Below are 24,559 nucleotides of genomic sequence, written 5' to 3'. Positions count from 1 at the left end.
AAGATCATAAAGCCGATAAAAAATTGTACAAAAAACCACTCCATTGCTTACTGCCAAAGCAATAAACAATGGGGTGGTTTTTAGGTATGAAGATGCGATGCGATGCGATGCGATGCGATGCGATGCGATGCGATGCGATCAGCATGACTGGTCTGATGGGCATTGTCAATACCTTATTGCAACAAATGATAAAGATTGTTTCTTGCATATTTTACTACAAGTCATCTGCCAAGTACTAGATGTATTGTTATTTTTATGTAACATAATAACAGAATGTTTACAAGTGTACACGATAACTACTGCCAAATCCATGGTGATGCCTTATGATGATGGGGTAAAGCTTGCGACTTTTTTTGGTTTTTGTGTCATCAAAAGATGTTATAATAGATAAGATAAGCTGGTCTGTCATCGCTTGGCATACCAGCCAAACCAGCCAAAAAAGGTGTCTATATGTCAGAATCACAAACCAAGCCTACCGTGCCAGCAGATGTATGCGATATTGCTTGGTTATGTTGCAGGGGTCAATAGGGGCAAAGTCTCCACCTTAGAAAAACAAAGACGAGATGATGAATGATGCTCCATGAACAATGCCAGTTTCATGTCAGCCAAGTTTACTAACAGCTTGATTTTTCAGCCCATTTACCCAGCACCATTCCAAAAAACCAAATCAACAAGATGTGAGTTGAAAGTCATCAAACACGCTTGGCATGACTTAATGCCCAAACTGTGCTACAATACGCCCAAATATAGCCACACGACATCACGCCATGACCAACCCCTCCCCAAAAAGAACCTTGGTATAAAAACCCATTCATGACCATCTTCGTGGTCGGATTGCCTGCGTTGGTGGTGGTGTGTGTTTTTTATTGTGTGGTCGATTCGCATTCAAGACAGTACGGTGCGTGATGATTGGTACATGGACGGTAAAACGTTTTATCAAGATGCCACTCGTGATCAGCTGGCACATGATTTGGCGTTTTTGCCCAAGGCGTTGCAGTGCTTGATCGATGGCACCCAGACCACCTGACTTTTCAGGATTGACCCCAAATCCCACCCCCATGCCTGCCTTTGACACCCAAACGTGTTGTGCTTTTAGGTAGTTTTTAAGATTGAATCGCTCTACATAGGGGCTGTCCGCTGACAGCAGGCAGCTAAAAGTATCACGCCAGACCAGCACTTGATGAAAACTTTGAGGAATCTCATTAAAGCGATTGATTGCCAAATCCACACGCCCCTGCTCCATGTCTCGATAGGACACATCCGATGGCGTCAAAAAATCCAAAATCACATTCGGTGCTTCCGACCGCAAGGCTTTCACCAATTTTGGCACCAGTGTCGCTTCAGCATAATCGCTTGTCATGATGCGAAACATTCTAGAAGTGCTGTAAGGGCGAAATTCAGTGCGTGGTTCAAGCATTGTGCCAATATCAGCGAGTATTTCACGAATGCGAGGTTGTAATTCAGCCGCCCTTTCTGTCGGCGTCATGCCTTCACTAGAGCGTATGAGCAATGGATCATTAAATAAAGTACGCAAGCGACGCAAAATATTGCTCATGGCGGGCTGCGTGATGCCCAGCTGTTCGGCAGCACGGGTTACATTTTTTTCACGCAATAACACATCCAGATATACCAACAGATTCAGGTCGACTTTTTGTAGATTCACAGTTTACTCCATATTCAAGGTGGCAGTGATGCCCAAACACATCAGACGATCAGTACAGGCGTGCCTTCATTGACCATCTCATAAAGCAGCACAATATCATCATTACGCATACGCACACAGCCATGCGATCGTGGCACCCCCATCGGCTCTGTATCTGGCGTGCCGTGAATATAGATGTAGCGACTCAAGCTATCACACACCCCATCGGCATTGTTACCTTTATTCACACCCATCTCACAACCATCCAGCCACAAAATACGACTCAAAATCCAGTCTCTATCAGAATTGCTAAGTCCCAACTGCTCATCATAGATTTCCCCTGTGAATACCCGTCCGACAAAGACAGCATTTTTGGGGCAGTCGCCCCCGATTTTTTGGGCAATTTGATGATGACCTAATGGCGTACAGCCTGTATTTTCAAGCTGACCTGTGCCATTTTTAGCAGTAGATATCTCAAAAACATGAATCACCCCATCGCCATCAAAAACACTCATGCACTGCGTGGAAGTATCCACCAAAAGATGTATGTTTGCCATCATTCACCCCATCAATCACAATCATCACATTAAAAAATGATGGGTATTTTATAAAATACCTGTTCAATAGTCTAACAATTTTTTTAAAAAACCCTTAACCACCTCTAAAAAAATTTACTCAACCAACTCACCCATCACATAAAAAAACACCCCAAAAGCCAGCGGTCTTTTAGGGTGCGGTTTGATGTTAACGCATCACAGTGAATCAGTGTGATTGATTTTCTACAATCCCATAACCATCCACATCAACGGTAACACGACGATTTGGCTGTAAGCAAGTGATGAGCTGTTTTCTTGGCAGCTTATCAGAGCATTGATGGATGGGCTCTTTTTCACCTGCACCACGAGCATAGATGATCTTTCTTGGTATGCCTTGGCTGACCAAGTAGTCTACAACTGTGTTGGCACGGTTTTCTGACAGCGTTTGGTTGTAGGCATCTGAACCCAGTTTATCAGTATGACCTGTGATGATGATGCCGTTTAATTCCTCAAATTTATTTAAGTACTCAACCAATTGGTTAAGATCATGACGACCACCTGGCAACATGTCTGACAGTTTGTATTTGTCAAATGCAAATAGTGCATCAGCATTTAAAGTATAACGCTGGATTTGAGGTTTTGGTGGTGCCTTAGGTGCTTCAACTGGCACTTGAACAGGTACTTCAACAGGTACTGCCACTTCCTTGATGATGATTTGTGGCTGTAGTGGTGGTGCTTCTGGGTATACTGCTGGACAAGCTGCATCAATAGGGTCGATGGGATTCCAAAAGAAACTGCGAGTAAAAGTGTCTTTATCAAATAACACTTTAAATTGGCAAGTGGTAACGCCATCAGTACCAATGCCTGGCGTGTGAAAATGAAACAGATAATTCCACTCACGAGGACGCCAAACTTCATGATAATGGGGACGACCAAGCAAATGATACAGCTGATCTTTGGTCATGCCCGCCTTAACTTCTCTTAGGCTGGTAAGATTGGGGAAAGTACCACGATTGTTATGCAATGTGACAGAATCCCATTTTGGCCAAACAGGATTGTCTGTCGTACCCTCAGCAGTCACTTGAGTTGGACTGGTGGCACAGGCAGATATCGCAGCTATGATGGCTGTGATAATAGCAGCTTTGAACAATGAATGTTTCATATAAATTCCTATTAATAACAACTTGAAAAGCCGCCTCGTCTCAACAAGACGGCTTAGTTTTGTTAGAGTTTAGGGGTTACCATTGGTAGCCTAGACCTGAACCAATGGTGTAATCACCTTGGGTCGTGGCACTGCCAGAGATTTTAAAGATGATATTGTCATTGTCGCTAGAACTTGAAAAACCCACAGCAATGGCATTTTGACCTTTATAATGACCCAAGCCAACACCCACAAGGTTTGCACCAGGGCGTGTGACTTGAGGGATATTCATCATGGCCGTGTTGCCTGCAATGCCTGCACGATAGCCCTTATCCATCATCTCAATTCTTTGACCAATCTGATTAACCGCTCCATGCAACTGCCCCACATTCACCGCATCCGTCATGTCAACACCAGGGGCGACATTGGTGATGCGTTGACCACCGTTGTTCAAGCCTTGAGCAGTCAGGCTGATGGTGTTGGCAGGTGTTGCTGCGTTGATGGTCAGACCTGTTGTGTCAAGTTTGCTGTCACCTGTGGTGATGCTGTTGACTGCGATGTCATCGCTTAGTTTGACTTCAACAGTGTCACCTTGTGCCTGAGTGGTGATGTTCTTATCACCCTTGACATTTAGCGTGCTGCCCAGTTTTTGAGAGTTGGTAGCACCCTTGTCAGTGTTAAAGGTCAGACCTTGGTTATCCACCTTGTCTAATGCTTTCACACCTTTGGTAATGTCATCTTTGGCTGCTTGGGTGAGATCAACGGCAAAGCTTGTGGTATCAGCACCGTCAATGCTCGTTGTTTCACCTTGTTCAACAGCAATCAGACCTTGAGCTTTAGCAACGACTTTCGCTGAACGGTCTTTGGCGTTGATGGTGTAGATGTCTTGACCTTGAGCACCTTTGGTGCTGTCGATGCTGACATTGTTACCTGCTTTGACCTCAGTGGTGGCTGCTGCCTTAGCTTTGTTCAGCTGGCTGACATTAACTGCATCGCCATCCTCTGTACCATCGGCAACATTGGTGACTTTCTTATTGCCAGCGTTGATGCCATCTTGGTTGATGATCACATCACCGACTTTCACTTCATTAAAGCCAACTTTGTCTTTGGTAGCAACAGTTAGGTTACCGTTTTCATCTTGGGTAACATTGATGTTGTCACCTTGATTGATGCTGATGGTGTTACCTGCTTTGACCAGCTTACCATCTTGACCGTTGGCTTGTAGGGTAAAGCCTGAGTTGTTGATGGCGTTGATGGTGTCAGCTGCTGATAGGACTTTATCGCCATCAGTCTCTGCAATGCTAAGCTTGCCTTTGGCATCAACAGTTGCTGGTGCGGCTTTGGCCACATCAACGGTGTAGATGGTTTGACCTTGATCGCCTTGTTTTGAGGTCACTTTGGCAAAGCCTGTACCTTCAACCTCAGTCTTAGCGGCATTGATGCCTTTGGTCAAGTCAGCTTTAAGCTGATGGATTTGACCACCATTCACCGCATCTTTACTGCCTTCACTGATGTTACCATCGGCAACATTGGTGACTTTCTTATTGCCAGCATTGATGCCCTCAGGGGTGATATTGATGTCGCCGACTTTAAGTAGGTTATCCACTTGTAGCGTATCACCCACTTTCACAGTTTCAAACGCCACATCTTGCTTGGTAGCAACAGTTAGGTTACCGTTTTCATCTTGGGTAACATTGATGTTGTCACCTTGATTGATGCTGATGGTGTCACCTGCTTTGACCAGCTTACCATCTTGACCGTTGGCTTGTAGGGTAAAGCCTGAGTTGTTGATGGCATCAGCAACGGTTTTGGCGGTGACTAGGGCATTGCCTTGATCACCCTCAACAGTTACCTTACCAGCTTCATTACCACCTTGTGGGTTGGTGTTAAGCTTGGTGGTTTTGGCTGCGATCACAGTCTTGGCAGGATCTTTTGGATCTTGCTTGGTGGTGATGGTTTCATCATCCACATTCACATCAACCTTGATGGTAGAGGTCTTGCCATCAGTATTGTCCACAACCACTGTTGTGCCTGTGCCGTTAGCAAAGTTGACGGTGTCATAAGCTTTGACAAAGTCAGCTGCTTGGCCATTGGCTTGTAGGTTAAAGCCTGCATTTAGCACATCACCAACGGTAGCTGCGTTGTTGTAGATGTTAGCCAACTGTTGACCTTGTGGTGCAGCCTGCTCTTTGGTAGCATCAAAGATCGGATTGGTGGTCAATCTGCCATTAGGACCGACGATCATGTCACCTGCATTGTAAGTTGGTGTCAAGTTACCAGCAACATTAGCCAAGTTGGTTGGCTGCGTGGTGCTGCCTTTACCATTATTGATCGAAGCAATCACATCAGCAGGGTCGACTTTTTTACCATCTTTAGTGGCGAAAGTACCATCTGGTTGTTTGTACAGTCTGTTACCATAGACATCAGTGTAGACGACTGGTAATTGAGCAGATTCAACCAATGCTTGACTGTCGACCTTAATGTCATAGGCAAGGTTCTTACCGTCTTGACCATCGTTCAGGTCAACAACACTGATTGACTTATCGCTAGAGGTTACCGTCGTACGAGCGTCTTTAAGCTGCTTGACATTGACTGCATCAGTGTCATCTGTGCCTGCTTGAACATTGGTAACTTTCTTACCGCCAGCATTGATACCTCCTTTGGTGACGCTAGGACCATTGTCAATGGTTAGGCCATTGTCTGTTAGGACGGTATCACCAATGGTGATTGAGCCATCTTTGGTCAGATCAATGTCTTTTGACAATTGAATTTCTAACGCATCGGTGCCATTTGCCTTGACATTGATGTTGCCTGTTGCACTGTCAAATCTGCCAGATTCGGTTGCATCAACACCTTCACCGATAATCTTAACCACAGAGTTAAGCTTATGACGGTTTAGCTCGCCATTGTTACCAGTAAAGATCAAGCCGTCATTTAGGCTAGCGACTTCCTCGGTCTTAGTGCTGCCATCTTTGTCTTTGGTTTCGTACACGATGCGAGTTTGACCATTTTTACCTGGCAATCCATTCTCACCATCTTTACCATCAACACCTTGAGCACCGTCTGCAGCTTTGAAGGTTAAGCCATCTTTGCCATCTTTGCCATTAAGACCAATAGAGCCATCTTTGCCGTTTAGGACAATGGCTGAGCCGTCTTTGCCATTGATGCCAAGTTTGCCATCAACACCGTCTTTACCATCTTTGCCGTCTTTGGCACCGATTTCAAGCGTTGGGTTTAGGCTAACTTTCAAGGCATGACCTTTTTTGCCATCTTGACTTGTCACTTCAACCACTTCGGTGTTGATGTTGTCATCACCGGTGATTTGAGCGGTGGTACCTAGGCTTTGCTTAAACTCTTTACCTGCTTTGTCTTTTAGACCATAAGCATTGGTAGAGACTGTCGTGATGGTGTCATTGATGGTGTCTTTTAGATCACCGACATTCACGGCATTGTTCAGCGTATCGCCAGTCGCAGTCTTGATCGCGTTTGCCACATCTTTGGCTGTTTGGCTGCCATTGTCACCTGTTGGAGTAACTTTACCGCGTACACCGCTGGCAATGTTGGTGACTTGTACTGGTGAGTTATCTTTACCGTACAATTTCACTGTATTGCTTGGGGTGGCGGTGTCAGTTGCGTCAGCTTCATTGCCACCTACATAAGCGATTGGGCTGTCCACTTTGATGGTGGTTGTGCCAGTTGCTGGGTCGTTGTCAGTCACAACGGTTGTGCCACGACCATTGATGAAGTTCACTGAATCAGCATGGCTGATGACATCAACAGGCTGACCATTGTTCTGTAAATTCCAACCTGCATTTAATACATCGCCTACGGTTGCAGCATTATTCACCTTGCCAGCCAAGCTGTCTTTACGGTTTTGTGCTGGAACTTCTGTGGCAATTCCATTATCCACCAGATTTGATTTGACATTGGTGATGCTGTTGCCACCGTTGTTTAGACCGTTGACAGTCAAGGTAACGATGTCATTTGGCTGAGTTTTAGCATCCACACCATTTGGTACGATGAAGACACCAGAGCCACCAACGCCTGTTTTATTACCGCCTTGGTCGGTAAATACAGCTGTTGTTAGGTCTAGGTCATCTTTGGTTGCAAAGGTAACCTGACCACCTTGCTGAGTCAGCTTGATGTTCTTACCTGCTTTTAAGCCCAGCTTTTCACCTGAAGATACCAAGAATGGCTCATCACCCTCAACTTCACCTGACTCATCGTCTGCTTTATCCACAGTCAATACAAAGCCTGAGTTGTTGATGGCATCAGCAACGGTTTTGGCGGTGACTAGGGCATCGCCTTGATCTTCTTTAGCCAGCTTAACCTCACCCAGGTCATCAGCGTCAATGTTACTGATGTCAGTGTTGACGGTTAGGTCGGTGGTGTTGGCTTTAACCGCATTGCCTTCAACCTTAATGGTGGTGCCATCAGTTTTCACAGCAAGCTTAGATGCTGAATTATCAGCTGCCTGCTTAAACTCAAGACCAGCGTTTTCATCAATGTTGATGCCAACGCCATCTGTATCAACCATGATGCCTTTTTGGCGATTTGGCTTCACATCAAAGGTGATGGTGCTTGATTGACGGGCTTCATCTGTGTTGACACGAGCTGTCGTACCATTACCATCAATGATGTCTAGCGTGTCAAAGGCTTGGACGAAGTCTTTGCCAACACCTCTTTCTTTTAGGTTAAAGCCTGCGTTTAGTACATCACCTACGGTAGCAGCGTTGTTTTGGATGACATCAGCATTTTTTGGTTTGTCCGAATGGAATGCTGGTTTGTCATCAATCGTTGGTTTGATGGTGATGTTGTGAGCAACATTTGCCAAGGTCATTGGGGCTTGTTTGGTTTCGCCATTGCCATTGTTCATTGAGGCGATGACTTGGTCGTTCTCAACCTTGATGCGAGAAGCGCCACCGTTTGGAGCAACTTGATAGAACGCACCATCTTTCTTCACAAGCTTATTACCCTTCTTATCAGTATAAACTACTGGTAATTGAGCGTTTTCAACCAGGCCTTGGGCGTTGATGTTCAGCTTAATGGTGCTCTTATTGGAGTTGGTATCATTCTTGATGTCAACTTTAGAGAAATCACCATCAACGAAGTCGATCGTATCATACGCACGGATGAAGTCTTTGGCCTCGCCATTGGCTTGTAGGTTAAAGCCTGTACTTAGTACATCTGATACATTGGCTGCACGAGACAGCTTACTTGGATCAGCTTTACCACTTGAAATATCCAAATCTGGAGAAATGGCTTGCTGTATGGCATCAATACCTAGGCGTGGTAGGTTATCACTTAACCCCGTGATGATGTTTTTCTCACGACCAGTCTCGCCCTCACTGGTGATTTTGATGGCGGTTCTACCATCTGTAGTGTCGCCCACAACCACACCTTGCTTAGCAGAGACATTATTAAAGACCACATCATCAGTGGTGGTGATGCGAACTTTACCACCTGCTTGTGTGACAGAAATGTTATCACCGGCTTCCAGGGTTACTTTTTCACCAGCTTTGATCAGTGCAGAATCACCAACTGCTTGCCCATTACCATCTTGAGAAGTCTCCAGGGTAAAGCCAGAGTTATTGATAGCGTTGGCAACGGTATTGGCAGTGACTAGGGCATCGCCTTGATCACCCTCAACAGTTACCTTGCCAGCTTCATTATCACCTTGTGGGTTGGTGTTAAGCTCGGTGGTTTTGGCTGATACTTGACCGTCTTTGACCTCAATGGTTTTGTCATCAGTATTGATATTAATCTTAACTTTGCTTTGGGTTTGATCATCATTTGTCTCAATCTCAACACTTGTTGCATTGCCTTTAACAAAGTCGATCGCATCAAATGCCTGAACAAAGTCCTTGACCGTACCATCTTGACGCAAGTTAAAGCCTGCATTTAACACATCACCAACAGTAGCCGCATTGGTTAAGCTGCGTTCATCAAACACTGGCTTATTCGCATGAGTCAACTTATTATCCAGCACTGGCTGTGGCTGAATGTTGTGCTTTAAGTTGTTAAGCGTCATTGGCTCTTGAACAGAGTTGTTACCATTATTTAATGATGCGATTACCTCATTAGGATCAATCTCATTGTTGCCATTGGTTAGTGGTTTGCCTGTCAATGGATTCACACGCACAAACTTGCCATCTGCAGTTTTTGCCAGCTTATTGCCTGCCTTATCAGTATAAACCACTGGCAATTGAGCATTTTCAACAATGCCTTGGGCGTTGACATCAACCTTAATGGTATTTGCTTGGCCATTTTCACCTGGCGTCAATGTTACTGTGGTTAAGTCACCGTTAACAAAGTTAACTTTATCACCAGCTTTTACAAGCTTATCATTATTACCATTAGCTTGGACAGTAAAGCCTGAATTGTTGATGGCATTGGCAACGGTTTTGGCGGTAACCAAAGCTTCACCATCAGCTGGTGTGTTAATCTTACCATTGTCATTTGGCGTTAAGGTTGTGGTTTTGGCTTTAATTTTACCCTCATCACCTTTAGTGATGGTAACATCATCTGTATTGACAGACAGATCAAAGGTTGTTGCCTTGGTCGATGGATTGACGCTTTGCTGGACAAAAATAGAACCATCTTCAGAAGTCACATGCTCCGCACTTTGTGCCATGCCATTTAATAGCTGGCTGACATTCACCGCATCACTTGGATCAACCCCATCGGCCACATTGGTAATGCGAGTATCACCAGCATTAATGCCTGTAGGACCGATATGTACATCGCCCATACGCACACCATGTTCATCAATCATGACATTGCCATACTCTCCGCCAACACTCAAACTGTTGAAGATGGCATCTTTGGCTGTATTGATGGTAAATTTACCCCCATCACGACTGATTTCAATATTTCTGCCATTTGTCAATTCAAGCGTATCGCCTGGATGAATCACTTCGCCAGCATCGCCATTTGCTTTAGCAACAAAACCTGAGTGATTGATGGCGTCAACTATTGACTTGGCATTTACCAAGCTATTTTCATCATCAGTGTCTGGTTCGACAAGTTTACCATCAGCAGTGGTCGCCAAATTGGTGGTCAATACGGTCAGACCGTTTTCATCCACATACAATGGATTGCTGTCTTCATCTCTTAGCTTGATGCCCAACAAGCCACCTTTTTCTTGATTAATCTCCAGGCCTTTTGCTGGATCGAGGTTGAGGTCAACTCTGATGGTATTTTTCTTATCACCTGCTGGTGAGTCAACCATCACTCTGGTACCCTGTCCATCAACAAAATCAATGGTGTCATAGGCTTTCACAAAGTCTTTGGCCACACCATTTTCTTGTAGGTTAAAGCCTGTTGATAGAGCATCTGCAACAGTGGCTGCACGAGACAGTTTGAGTGAATCAGCATCTTTACTTGAGATGTCCAAGTCTGCAGAGATGGCCTGTTGTGTCGCAGTGCCCCCTTGGCGTGGTAAGGTGTCGCTTAGACCAGTGATGATGTTTTTCTCACTACCTGCCTTACCAGTACTTGTGATTTTGACGGCTTTTCTACCATCTGTAGTATCACCTACAGTTAGGCTGTTTTTAGCCATGATGTCATCAGCAAGCACATGCTTGAACACAACATCATCTTTGGTTGCAATGCTAACACGACCACCTGCTTGAATAACACTCATGTTATCGCCAGCATCAATGATGACTTTTTCACCTGTCTTAATCAGCTCTGACTCACCAGATGCTTGACCTGTACCACTTTGTGAAGTTGCAAGGGTAAAGCCTGAGTTGTTGATGGCATCAGCAACGGTTTGGGCGGTGACTAGGGCATTACCTTCACCATCAGCTGGTGTGTTAATCTTACCAGTTTGATTTGGTTGAAGCTTGGTGGTTTTGGCTTTGACTGTGTTGTTTTCAACCTTGATGGTAGTGCCATCAGCTTTCACCGCAAGCTTAGATGCTGACTTGTCGGTCATTGGCTTAAACTCAAGACCAGCATTGTCATCAATGTTGATGCCAACGCCTTCATCTGTCACTTTGATGCCTGTTTGGTGATCAGCTTTAACATTGAAGGTAATTTGATTGACCTGATGCTTGTCATCGGTTGTGACTTGTGCAGTAGTACCAGCACCATCAATGATGTCTAGCGTGTCAAAGGCTTGGACGAAGTCTTTATTATTACCTCTTTGTTTTAGGTTAAAGCCTGCGTTTAGTACATCGCCCACAGTGGCTGCGTTGCTCTCTTGCAATCTGGTTGGTTTGTTGGCGTATGAAATCACCTCACTGCCCAAGTCTTTGTTGGGCGTGATGTTGTGAGCAACATTCGCCAAGGTCATTGGGGCATTTTGAGTTTGACCTAAACCGTTGTTCATTGAAGCGATCACTTCATTTGGTGCAACTTCTTGGCGTGTTGGATTACCGTTTAACGGATTAACCTGATAGAACCTATCACCCACCTTAGTCAGCTTATTACCTGCTTTGTCTGTATAGACCACTGGTAATTGGGCTTGTTCTACCACATTTTGTGCATTGAAGGTTAAGGCACCTTGATCATCAAAGTGTAGTGGATTGTCACCTGCTTTTAGGTTGATGCCAATGCCATCGCCATCAACTTTGATGCCTTTTGTGGTATCAGCTTTCACCGCAAGTTTATTGTCAGTGTCAATCTCGATGCCTTTTTCATTATTGACATTAACCGCTACGCCATCAGCGTTAACCGTTAATGCACCTTGATCTTTTGGTTTGACATTCACACCAGTAGCATCAACCTCAATGCCATTGCCTGCTTTTACCGCAATGTCAATGCCGTTTTTATCAGCATTCACAGAAGTGGTGATGCCGCTGTTGGCTTTGCCTTTAACAGGTAGGTTGTCTCCCAACTTAACAGTTGCTTTATCGCCTTGGTCAGCTTCTACGGTAAACGGCAATTCTGCCACCGCTTTAAGCTGTGCGATGTTGGCAGCATCAGTATCGCTAGAGCCTGCCGCGACATTGGTGATTTGACGGGTGTTGTCTTGATCACCCACAGACACCGCACCTAGGTTGCCTTTGACGGTGGCTGTGATGGCTGTGCTTAACTCTTCGTTTTGAGTAGGTGAGTACACCTGATTGGTTGCATTAGCTGTTCGGCTTGTGGTTGCACCAACAATCGCCGCACGATCTGCCACAGACAATGCGCCCAATGCCACACCGCCAGTTGTCTTAGCTTCTGCTGCTGCACCCAGTGCCAAGGCCCCCTCTTTATTTGCTATTGCAGCCATGCCTAAGGCTTGGGCAAAGTCAGCGTCTGCACTGCTGAACGCACCCATCGCTTGGGCACCTTGTGCCGTGGCAATCGCACGATTACCTAAAGCATTGGCATAATCAGCACTTGCCATCGCATCACGACCAAAGGCCTGGCTACCAAAGGCAGTGGCGTTGGCACCACGACCGATGGCAGTAGCAGTTGGGTTAGAAGCAAGCGTACGAGTATCACCCATGGTGATGCCTTGATCTTTGGCAAACTGGATGCTCTTTAATCCTTTTAGGACTGGGTTTAGTGTCACTTCTAGTGTGTTTTTGTCAGAGATCAGCTTGGTGGTGATGTTGGATGCGCCATCTTGCCCCTCATCGCCAGTCACACCGCCTTTGATGCCAATCACATTGTCTTTGGCAGCTTTGGCTTTATCTTTGCTGGTGGCAGCAGTTTGTGACTCATCAAAGTCAGTATCAGCAAAGTATTTGGTTGCTGAGTCTTTTAGCTGCTTGACATTGACCGCATCAGTGTCTTTTTCACCCTCTTTAACATTGGTGATTTGCTTATTACCTGCGTTGATGCCGTCTTGGTCAATCTTCACATCGCCAACTTTGAGCTCTTCTTCAACTTGCACCGTATTAAAGTTCACATCATCTGCTGTGCCGATCACAATGTCGCCATTGTTTTCAAAGACACGGATGTTGCCATTACCTTGGTCGGTTTTTTCTGCTTTGATGTTAACGCTGTCGCCAGGTGATACCAGTTTGACGGTTTCATCTTCTGCTTTTAACAAGAAGCCTGACTCATTGATGGCGTCAGCCACCCCTTGTGCTGTTACCAATGCTTTGCCTTTGGCGGGATCATCAAGTTGAACTCTGCCAGTATTGCCATCTTCATTGTCTGGGTCATCAGACACAAACAAGTCAGTGGTATTAACCGTCAAGATTTGGTCTTTAACAGCCAGTTTGTCAACATCATAATCCAATCCCAAGCCGTACTCATTGACATTCAATGGGTTGCCAGCCGATGGTTTAAGCTTAATGCCAACACCTGCTTGGGTTCTTTCTAGACCTTGGTTTGGATTGACCTTAATCTCATTGCTGATGCGGCTAATCTTACCATCTTTGTCAGTTGCAACTTTGGTTTGTACCGAATCGCTATCAACAAAGTTGACCGTGTCATAAGCACGAACGAAGTCACGAGAATTACCATTTTCTTGTAGGTTAAAGCCTGTTGATAGAGCATCTGCAACAGTGGCTGCACGAGACAGTTTGAGTGAATCAGCATCTTTACTTGAGATGTCCAAGTCTGCAGAGATGGCCTGTTGTGTCGCAGTGCCCCCTTGGCGTGGTAAGGTGTCGCTTAGACCAGTGATGATGTTTTTCTCACTACCTGCCTTACCAGTACTTGTGATTTTGACGGCTTTTCTACCATCTGTAGTATCACCTACAGTTAGGCTGTTTTTAGCCATGATGTCATCAGCAAGCACATGCTTGAACACAACATCATCTTTGGTTGCAATGCTAACACGACCACCTGCTTGAATAACACTCATGTTATCGCCAGCATCAATGATGACTTTTTCACCTGTCTTAATCAGCTCTGACTCACCAACTGCTTGACCTGTACCACTTTGTGAAGTTGCAAGGGTAAAGCCTGATTCGTTGATGACATCAGCAACGGTTTGGGCAGTGACTAGGGCATCACCTTCACCATCAGCTGGTGTGTTAATCTTACCAGTTTGATTTGGTTGAAGCTCGGTGGTTTTGGCTTTGACTGTGTTGTTTTCAACCTTGATGGTGGTGCCATCAGCTTTCACCGCAAGCTTAGATGCTGACTTGTCGGTCATTGGCTTAAACTCAAGACCAGCATTGTCATCAATGTTGATGCCAACGCCTTCATCTGTCACTTTGATGCCTGTTTGGTGATCAGCTTTAACATTGAAGGTAATTTGATTGACCTGATGCTTGTCATCGGTTGTGACTTGTGCAGTAGTACCAGCACCATCAATGATGTCTAGCGTGTCAAAGGCTTGGACGAAGTCTTTATTATTACCTCTTTGTTTTAGGTTAAAGCCTGCGTTTAGTACATCGCCCACAGTGGCTGCGTTGCTCTCTTGCAATCTGGTTGGTTTGTTGGCGTATGAAATCACCTCACTGCCCAAGTCTTTGTTGGGCGTGATGTTGTGAGCAACATTCGCCAAGGTCATTGGGGCATTTTGAGTTTGACCTAAACCGTTGTTCATTGAAGCGATCACTTCATTTGGTGCAACTTCTTGGCGTGTTGGATTACCGTTTAACGGATTAACCTGATAGAACCTATCACCCACCTTAGTCAGCTTATTACCTGCTTTGTCAGTATACACCACTGGCAATTGGGCTTGTTCTACCACATTTTGTGCATTGAAGGTTAAGGCACCTTGATCATCAAAGTGTAGTGGATTGTCACCTGCTTTTAGGTTGATGCCAATGCCATTGTCATCAACTTTGATGCCTTTGTTGGTATTGGCTTTCACCGCAAGTTTATTGTCAGTGCCAATCTCGATGCCTTTTTGGTTATTGACATTAACCGCCACGCCATTTTCATTGACGGTTAACGCACCGTCATTTTTTGGCTTAACTTTTACACCAGTAGCATTAACTTCAATGCCATCACCTGCTTTTACCGCAATGTCAATGCCATTGGTTTTTAGATTGGTGCTGGTGGTGATACCGCCATTTTCCTTGCCCTTAACTGGCAAGCGCTCGCCCAGTTTGCGTTCTACTTGTCCGCCCTCATCAGCTTCAAAAGTCATCGGTAGATTTGCCAATGCTCTTAGCTGTGCGACATTCACCGCATCGGTGTCAGTAGAGCCTGCCGCGACATTGGTGATTTGACGGGTGTTGTCTTGATCACCCACAGACACCGCACCTAGGTTGCCTTTGACGGTGGCTGTGATGGCTGTGCTTAACTCTTCGTTTTGAGTAGGTGAGTACACCTGATTGGTTGCATTAGCTGTTCGGCTTGTGGTTGCACCAACAATCGCCGCACGATCTGCCACAGACAATGCGCCCAATGCCACACCGCCAGTTGTCTTAGCTTCTGCTGCTGCACCCAGTGCCAAGGCCCCCTCTTTATTTGCTATTGCAGCCATGCCTAAGGCTTGGGCAAAGTCAGCGTCTGCACTGCTGAACGCACCCATCGCTTGGGCACCTTGTGCCGTGGCAATCGCACGATTACCTAAAGCATTGGCATAATCAGCACTTGCCATCGCATCACGACCAAAGGCCTGGCTACCAAAGGCAGTGGCGTTGGCACCACGACCGATGGCAGTAGCAGTTGGGTTAGAAGCAAGCGTACGAGTATCACCCATGGTGATGCCTTGATCTTTGGCAAACTGGATGCTCTTTAATCCTTTTAGGACTGGGTTTAGTGTCACTTCTAGTGTGTTTTTGTCAGAGATCAGCTTGGTGGTGATGTTGGATGCGCCATCTTGCCCCTCATCGCCAGTCACACCGCCTTTGATGCCAATCACATTGTCTTTGGCAGCTTTGGCTTTATCTTTGCTGGTGGCAGCAGTTTGTGACTCATCAAAGTCAGTATCAGCAAAGTATTTGGTTGCTGAGTCTTTTAGCTGCTTGACATTGACCGCATCAGTGTCTTTTTCACCCTCTTTAACATTGGTGATTTGCTTATTACCTGCGTTGATGCCGTCTTGGTCAATCTTCACATCGCCAACTTTGAGCTCTTCTTCAACTTGCACCGTATTAAAGTTCACATCATCTGCTGTGCCGATCACAATGTCGCCATTGTTTTCAAAGACACGGATGTTGCCATTACCTTGGTCGGTTTTTTCTGCTTTGATGTTAACGCTGTCGCCAGGTGATACCAGTTTGACGGTTTCATCTTCTGCTTTTAACAAGAAGCCTGACTCATTGATGGCGTCAGCCACCCCTTGTGCTGTTACCAATGCTTTGCCTTTGGCGGGATCATCAAGTTGAACTCTGCCAGTATTGCCATCTTCATTGTCTGGGTCATCAGACACAAACAAGTCAGTGGTATTAACCGTCAAGATTTGGTCTTTAACAGCCAGTTTGTCAACATCATAATCCAATCCCAAGCCGTACTCATTGACATTCAATGGGTTGCCAGCCGATGGTTTAAGCTTAATGCCAACACCTGCTTGGGTTCTTTCTAGACCTTGGTTTGGATTGACCTTAATCTCATTGCTGATGCGGCTAATCTTACCATCTTTGTCAGTTGCAACTTTGGTTTGTACCGAATCGCTATCAACAAAGTTGACCGTGTCATAAGCACGAACGAAGTCACGAGAATTACCATTTTCTTGTAGGTTAAAGCCTGTTGATAGAGCATCTGCAACAGTGGCTGCACGAGACAGTTTGAGTGAATCAGCATCTTTACTTGAGATGTCCAAGTCTGCAGAGATGGCCTGTTGTGTCGCAGTGCCCCCTTGGCGTGGTAAGGTGTCGCTTAGACCAGTGATGATGTTTTTCTCACTACCTGCCTTACCAGTACTTGTGATTTTGACGGCTTTTCTACCATCTGTAGTATCACCTACAGTTAGGCTGTTTTTAGCCATGATGTCATCAGCAAGCACATGCTTGAACACAACATCATCTTTGGTTGCAATGCTAACACGACCACCTGCTTGAATAACACTCATGTTATCGCCAGCATCAATGATGACTTTTTCACCTGTCTTAATCAGCTCTGACTCACCAACTGCTTGACCTGTACCACTTTGTGAAGTTGCAAGGGTAAAGCCTGATTCGTTGATGACATCAGCAACGGTTTGGGCAGTGACTAGGGCATCACCTTCACCATCAGCTGGTGTGTTAATCTTACCAGTTTGATTTGGTTGAAGCTCGGTGGTTTTGGCTTTGACTGTGTTGTTTTCAACCTTGATGGTAGTGCCATCAGCTTTCACCGCAAGCTTAGATGCTGACTTGTCGGTCATTGGCTTAAACTCAAGACCAGCATTGTCATCAATGTTGATGCCAACGCCTTCATCTGTCACTTTGATGCCTGTTTGGTGATCAGCTTTAACATTGAAGGTAATTTGATTGACCTGATGCTTGTCATCGGTTGTGACTTGTGCAGTAGTACCAGCACCATCAATGATGTCTAGCGTGTCAAAGGCTTGGACGAAGTCTTTATTATTACCTCTTTGTTTTAGGTTAAAGCCTGCGTTTAGTACATCGCCCACAGTGGCTGCGTTGCTTAAAGTCTTACCAGACAATTCCACGGGCTTATCTGAATACAATACCGTGTTATCACCCAAAGCTGTCTTAGGCGTGATGTTGTGAGCAACATTAGCCAAGGTCATTGGGGCTTGTTTGGTTTCGCCATTGCCATTGTTCATTGAGGCGATGACTTGTTCTTTTGGCGTAGCAACTCTAGCTCTTCCACCATTAATCACTTGATAGAATTCATCACCCACCTTAGTCAGCTTATTACCAGCTTTGTCAGTATACACCACTGGCAATTGGGCTTGTTCTACCACATTTTGTGCATTGAAGGTTAAGGCACCTTGATCATCAAAGTGTAGTGGGTTATCACCTGCTTTTAGGTTGATGCCAATGCCATCGCCATCAACTTTGATGCCTTTTGTGGTATCAGCTTTCACCGCAAGTTTATTGTCAGTGTCAATCTCGATGCCTTTTTCATTATTGACATTAACCGCTACGCCATCAGCGTTAACCGTTAATGCACCTTGATCTTTTGGTTTGACATTCACACCAGTAGCATCAACCTCAATGCCATTGCCTGCTTTTACCGCAATGTCAATGCCGTTTTTATCAGCATTCACAGAAGTGGTGATGCCGCTGTTGGCTTTGCCTTTAACAGGTAGGTTGTCTCCCAACTTAACAGTTGCTTTATCGCCTTGGTCAGCTTCTACGGTAAACGGCAATTCTGCCACCGCTTTAAGCTGTGCGATGTTGGCAGCATCAGTATCGCTAGAGCCTGCCGCGACATTGGTGATTTGACGGGTGTTGTCTTGATCACCCACAGACACCGCACCTAGGTTGCCTTTGACGGTGGCTGTGATGGCTGTGCTTAACTCTTCGTTTTGAGTAGGTGAGTACACCTGATTGGTTGCATTAGCTGTTCGGCTTGTGGTTGCACCAACAATCGCCGCACGATCTGCCACAGACAATGCGCCCAATGCCACACCGCCAGTTGTCTTAGCTTCTGCTGCTGCACCCAGTGCCAAGGCCCCCTCTTTATTTGCTATTGCAGCCATGCCTAAGGCTTGGGCAAAGTCAGCGTCTGCACTGCTGAACGCACCCATCGCTTGGGCACCTTGTGCCGTGGCAATCGCACGATTACCTAAAGCATTGGCATAATCAGCACTTGCCATCGCATCACGACCAAAGGCCTGGCTACCAAAGGCAGTGGCGTTGGCACCACGACCGATGGCAGTAGCAGTTGGGTTAGAAGCAAGCGTACGAGTATCACCCATGGTGATGCCTTGATCTTTGGCAAACTGGATGCTCTTTAATCCTTTTAGGACTGGGTTTAGTGTCACTTCTAGTGTGTTTTTGTCAGAGATCAGCTTGGTGGTGATGTTGGATGCGCCATCTTGCCCCTCATCGCCAGTCACACCGCCTTTGATGCCAATCACATTGTCTTTGGCAGCTTTGGCTTTATCTTTGCTGGTGGCAGCAGTTTGTGACTCATCAAAGTCAGTATCAGCAAAGTATTTGGTTGCTGAGTCTTTTAGCTGCTTGACATTGACCGCATCAGTGTCTTTTTCACCCTCTTTAACATTGGTGATTTGCTTATTACCTGCGTTGATGCCGTCTTGGTCAATCTTCACATCGCCAACTTTGAGCTCTTCTTCAACTTGCACCGTATTAAAGTTCACATCATCTGCTGTGCCGATCACAATGTCGCCATTGTTTTCAAAGACACGGATGTTGCCATTACCTTGGTCGGTTTTTTCTGCTTTGATGTTAACGCTGTCGCCAGGTGATACCAGTTTGACGGTTTCATCTTCTGCTTTTAACAAGAAGCCTGACTCATTGATGGCGTCAGCCACCCCTTGTGCTGTTACCAATGCTTTGCCTTTGGCGGGATCATCAAGTTGAACTCTGCCAGTATTGCCATCTTCATTGTCTGGGTCATCAGACACAAACAAGTCAGTGGTATTAACCGTCAAGATTTGGTCTTTAACAGCCAGTTTGTCAACATCATAATCCAATCCCAAGCCGTACTCATTGACATTCAATGGGTTGCCAGCCGATGGTTTAAGCTTAATGCCAACACCTGCTTGGGTTCTTTCTAGACCTTGGTTTGGATTGACCTTAATCTCATTGCTGATGCGGCTAATCTTACCATCTTTGTCAGTTGCAACTTTGGTTTGTACCGAATCGCTATCAACAAAGTTGACCGTGTCATAAGCACGAACGAAGTCACGAGAATTACCATTTTCTTGTAGGTTAAAGCCTGTTGATAGAGCATCTGCAACAGTGGCTGCACGAGACAGTTTGAGTGAATCAGCATCTTTACTTGAGATGTCCAAGTCTGCAGAGATGGCCTGTTGTGTCGCAGTGCCCCCTTGGCGTGGTAAGGTGTCGCTTAGACCAGTGATGATGTTTTTCTCACTACCTGCCTTACCAGTACTTGTGATTTTGACGGCTTTTCTACCATCTGTAGTATCACCTACAGTTAGGCTGTTTTTAGCCATGATGTCATCAGCAAGCACATGCTTGAACACAACATCATCTTTGGTTGCAATGCTAACACGACCACCTGCTTGAATAACACTCATGTTATCGCCAGCATCAATGATGACTTTTTCACCTGTCTTAATCAGCTCTGACTCACCAACTGCTTGACCTGTACCACTTTGTGAAGTTGCAAGGGTAAAGCCTGAGTTGTTGATGGCATTGGCAACGGTGTTGGCGGTGACTAGGGCATTACCTTCACCATCAGCTGGTGTGTTAATCTTACCAGTTTGATTTGGTTGAAGCTTGGTGGTTTTGGCTTTGACTGTGTTGTTTTCAACCTTGATGGTGGTGCCATCAGCTTTCACCGCAAGCTTAGATGCTGACTTGTCGGTCATTGGCTTAAACTCAAGACCAGCATTGTCATCAATGTTGATGCCAACGCCTTCATCTGTCACTTTGATGCCTGTTTGGTGATCAGCTTTAACATTGAAGGTAATTTGATTGACCTGATGCTTGTCATCGGTTGTGACTTGTGCAGTAGTACCAGCACCATCAATGATGTCTAGCGTGTCAAAGGCTTGGACGAAGTCTTTATTATTACCTCTTTGTTTTAGGTTAAAGCCTGCGTTTAGTACATCGCCCACAGTGGCTGCGTTGCTTAAAGTCTTACCAGACAATTCCACGGGCTTATCTGAATACAATACCGTGTTATCACCCAAAGCTGTCTTAGGCGTGATGTTGTGAGCAACATTAGCCAAGGTCATTGGGGCTTGTTTGGTTTCGCCATTGCCATTGTTCATTGAGGCGATGACTTGTTCTTTTGGCGTAGCAACTCTAGCTCTTCCACCATTAATCACTTGATAGAATTCATCACCCACCTTAGTCAGCTTATTACCAGCTTTGTCAGTATACACCACTGGCAATTGGGCTTGTTCTACCACATTTTGTGCATTGAAGGTTAAGGCACCTTGATCATCAAAGTGTAGTGGATTGTCACCTGCTTTTAGGTTGATGCCAATGCCATTGTCATCAACTTTGATGCCTTTGTTGGTATTGGCTTTCACCGCAAGTTTATTGTCAGTGCCAATCTCGATGCCTTTTTGGTTATTGACATTAACCGCCACGCCATTTTCATTGACGGTTAACGCACCGTCATTTTTTGGCTTAACTTTTACACCAGTAGCATTAACTTCAATGCCATCACCTGCTTTTACCGCAATGTCAATGCCATTGGTTTTTAGATTGGTGCTGGTGGTGATACCGCCATTTTCCTTGCCCTTAACTGGCAAGCGCTCGCCCAGTTTGCGTTCTACTTGTCCGCCCTCATCAGCTTCAAAAGTCATCGGTAGATTTGCCAATGCTCTTAGCTGTGCGACATTCACCGCATCGGTGTCAGTAGAGCCTGCCGCGACATTGGTGATTTGACGAGTATTCGTGCCATTACCCACGGATACCGCACTTTTATTGCCTTTGACGGTATGTCTGATAGCCTGATTAAAAGGCTGAGTGGCTGGATTGGTCTGAGCGTCATTAGGTAGAGGTGTATAAACTTGATTGGTGGCAGTATTGACAATCTGTCTATCGATCGTCTGAACTGCATTTGCATCAATGGCAGCACGATCAGCCATCGATTCTGAACCTAAAGCCACGCCATCAGCTACGGTTGCTTGTGCAGCACGACCAATGGCAATCGCTTTGTCTTGAGTGGCTTTACTGTTTGAACCCAAAGCAATGGTGTCATCGGCAGTGGCATGTGCACCTTGATTGGCATCTTTTTGATACAGTTTATTCATACCGTCTGAACCATTCGACGATGCACCAATCGCAATACCACGCTTACCGCTGGCCGTGGCAGAATGCCCTACCGCAAAGGATTTTTCACCTGTGGCAGAAGACACGCTACCCAAGGCTTGTGCAAAAGCACCTGTTGAAACAGCCTCACGACCGATCGCCACACCACTTGCTCCAGTCACAAAACTGGCCGCACCCAGTGCAACACCACCTTCATTCTTGGTAAAGGCATTAGCTCCTACTGTGACAGAGTAAGTTCCTTCAGCTTTAGAGCGAGCACCGACAGCAGTTGAAGAATCTCCAGAATAGGCATGATCGCCAACAGCGACACCTTGCATCATTTGATAATAAGTACCAATGTGATTTTTACCAGTTGGTGAACCTGTCAATTTTTCATCAAAACCAGGTGCTTTACGCAAACCCAAACCAACTTGAGAACTGGATTTCGCTACGGCACCTTTACCAATCACTACATTTTCATTGTGGTTTACTTGAGTATTACTATCACCAATCTGAATACCCTTTCCATCAGCGAACTGCAAGCTGGTTAAATTGGTCACATCGGTTTTTAGAGCGACTTCGATCTTATTGTTCGCTTTGTCAATTTTGGTTTCGATATTTTTGCCATTTTGAACCTGCTGACCACCAACGATGGTTTGACCACCAACTACGCCCAGCTTATTTTTCTCGCCATCAAACTCTACGGCATTATCTTTCGTCGTGGCATCACCTGTGTCAGCGAAGAACTTGGGTGCTTTGGCACTCAGTTTCTTGTTGCCTTCTGCACCAGTAATCTCCAAGATCTCCCCATCGGTTTTTAAGCTTAGACCTTGATCATCGACAGTCAATGGACCTTGTTGATTGACATTGATACCAACGCCATTTTCATCAACCTTGATGCCTTTTGCCATATTGGGCTTAACCTCAATGGTCAGTCCATTAGTAGCCAAATCAGCTTTTGTAATGATACCGCCGTTCGTTGCACCCTTAACTGGCAAGCGTTCGCCTAGTTTGCGTTCTACTTGTCCGTTTTCATCCGCTTGGAAAATCATTGGCATGGCCGCTAATGATTTTAGCTGTGCGACATTCACCGCATCGGTATCTTCAGAGCCAGCGGCTAAGTTGGTGATTTGGCGTGTATTCTTGCCATTACCCACGGATACCGCACCCTTATTACCTTTGACTGTTGCGACGATGTCTTCTTTATGCTGATTTAATTGGTCTGCCAAGCCTTCAGCATCTCTGATGACTGCATCACTGATCGGTGTGTAGACTTGGCCACCTGTAAAAGTTGCTGTATGAGTAGCAACTACAGGCTGTGTAAAACGATCACGATCGGCCACCGATTCTGAGCCCAATGCCACACTGCCAGCCTTTTCCGCTCTTGACTCAACGCCTAGTGCCATCGCCCATCTTGCATCCGCTGTTGTTCTAGCCATTGGACCAATGGCAATTGAATCTTCCGCCTCAGTCTTAGTATTGGTCGTCCCATCGTATCTTTCAGTAGACCTACCTAATGATCCACCAATGGTAATTGATCTGGCACCGATGGATTCTGCCGAATGGCCCAGAGCAAGTGATTTTTCACCCACTGCTGATGAGGCAGCCCCATACGCCTGTGCAGAGCCACCTTTTGCGACAGCTTGGCGACCAAAAGCAACAGAGTTGATACCAACTGCCTCCGCAAAACCACCAATTACCACACCCCCACCACTGGATAAAGCATTTGTACCAATAGCAACACCAAAGCTCCTGTTCTGACCAGAAATCGCTCTAGCATTATCTCCTATCGCTACGCCTGCCTCCTGACCATAAGAATTTCTGCCCACGGCCACACCTGAGGACGAAATCGCCTTTCCGTCCCTAGAAACTGGCCCTTTTACAACACCTTTCTCATTGAAAGAGCTATAAGGATTTCGGTAGTTTGCATGATTTAACTGTCCAGAGTTACTACTCAATGAATCTGTCTTGGCATTTTCTCCGATAGCCACGCCACCCAAATAGTTGGCAGCTTTTGCTCCATCACCAAGAACAACCACACCTTTTACTGTTGATTTGGTTTCGCCACTACCGCATATGACTGATTTTGAATTAGTATCAAAATAGCAATAGTTTTTATTATTTTGATCACTAACAGGCATTGTCCCTGTGATCTCTGCCAAGGCAGGATGAGTTACCAAAAACACCCCTAAAGCCAAAGCACTGAATGCAAAAACCTTGCCTGTCAGCGTATCAAAGCGTGACGATCCGACAGAACCGACTTGACCGCCAGCACCCTTGCCTTGAGAGCCAGCACCCTTGCCTTGAGAGCGAGCATATTCACAGACCGCCTGATAGGTGCCGGTTGCCTTATTAAAAACAATTTTATATATACTGTTCATATACAATACCTTAAGATTTTACAAAGAAGCTTTACATCATGGGAAATACCACAGCTTTAAAGAAGTGATTCATTGATGCAAGCATCCAGGCGATATCCACATCATCGGATGATGACTGTAGCCTTCATAATCAGATTTCAATAGGAAAAATCACAAAGCAAGTGACAAATCGCACAAAAAATTACCCTATCGCTTAC

Annotated in this window: 4 protein-coding genes and 2 pseudogenes; 2 read left to right on the top strand and 4 right to left on the bottom strand. The window is 45.6% G+C overall.

Annotated elements, in window-relative coordinates:
* The first annotated feature begins 68 nt into the window (after nt 1-68).
* Together AAX10_RS10030 and AAX10_RS02725 are read left to right on the top strand one after the other, a co-directional pair.
* Nucleotides 69-239 carry a hypothetical protein gene (locus tag AAX10_RS10030; RefSeq protein WP_158580288.1) on the top strand — a complete coding sequence of 57 codons (171 nt, stop codon included), beginning with the start codon at nt 69-71 and terminating at the stop codon, nt 237-239.
* Between the two features lie 574 nt (nt 240-813).
* Nucleotides 814-973: pseudogene (locus AAX10_RS02725) on the top strand (FixH family protein); the annotation flags it as partial.
* On the opposite strand, the pseudogene AAX10_RS02720 reads toward AAX10_RS02725, so the two are convergent.
* From AAX10_RS02720 to AAX10_RS02705, 4 genes and pseudogenes are all read right to left on the bottom strand, one after another.
* Nucleotides 968-1,663, bottom strand: a pseudogene (locus tag AAX10_RS02720) (LysR family transcriptional regulator); the annotation flags it as partial. The pseudogenes AAX10_RS02725 and AAX10_RS02720 sit on opposite strands and share 6 nt — an antisense overlap.
* A 41-nt stretch (nt 1,664-1,704) precedes the next feature.
* On the bottom strand, nt 1,705-2,202 hold the full coding sequence (locus tag AAX10_RS02715; protein WP_217429517.1) for a L,D-transpeptidase: 498 nt from the start codon (nt 2,200-2,202) through the stop codon (nt 1,705-1,707).
* 202 nt (nt 2,203-2,404) lie between these two features.
* On the bottom strand, nt 2,405-3,340 hold the full coding sequence (locus tag AAX10_RS02710) for an OmpA family protein (protein WP_149038838.1): 936 nt from the start codon (nt 3,338-3,340) through the stop codon (nt 2,405-2,407).
* Between the two features lie 76 nt (nt 3,341-3,416).
* The gene (locus AAX10_RS02705) at nt 3,417-24,362 is read right to left on the bottom strand and encodes a YadA-like family protein (RefSeq protein ID WP_149038837.1); all 20,946 of its coding nucleotides are present in this window, start codon (nt 24,360-24,362) and stop codon (nt 3,417-3,419) included.
* Nucleotides 24,363-24,559: the final 197 nt, after the last annotated feature.

It is taken from the genome of Moraxella bovoculi, from assembly GCF_000988745.2.
GTDB classification, from domain to species: domain Bacteria; phylum Pseudomonadota; class Gammaproteobacteria; order Pseudomonadales; family Moraxellaceae; genus Moraxella; species Moraxella bovoculi.
Note: the sequence above shows the minus strand (reverse complement) of the source record. Positions and strands in the feature narration are given on the sequence as shown.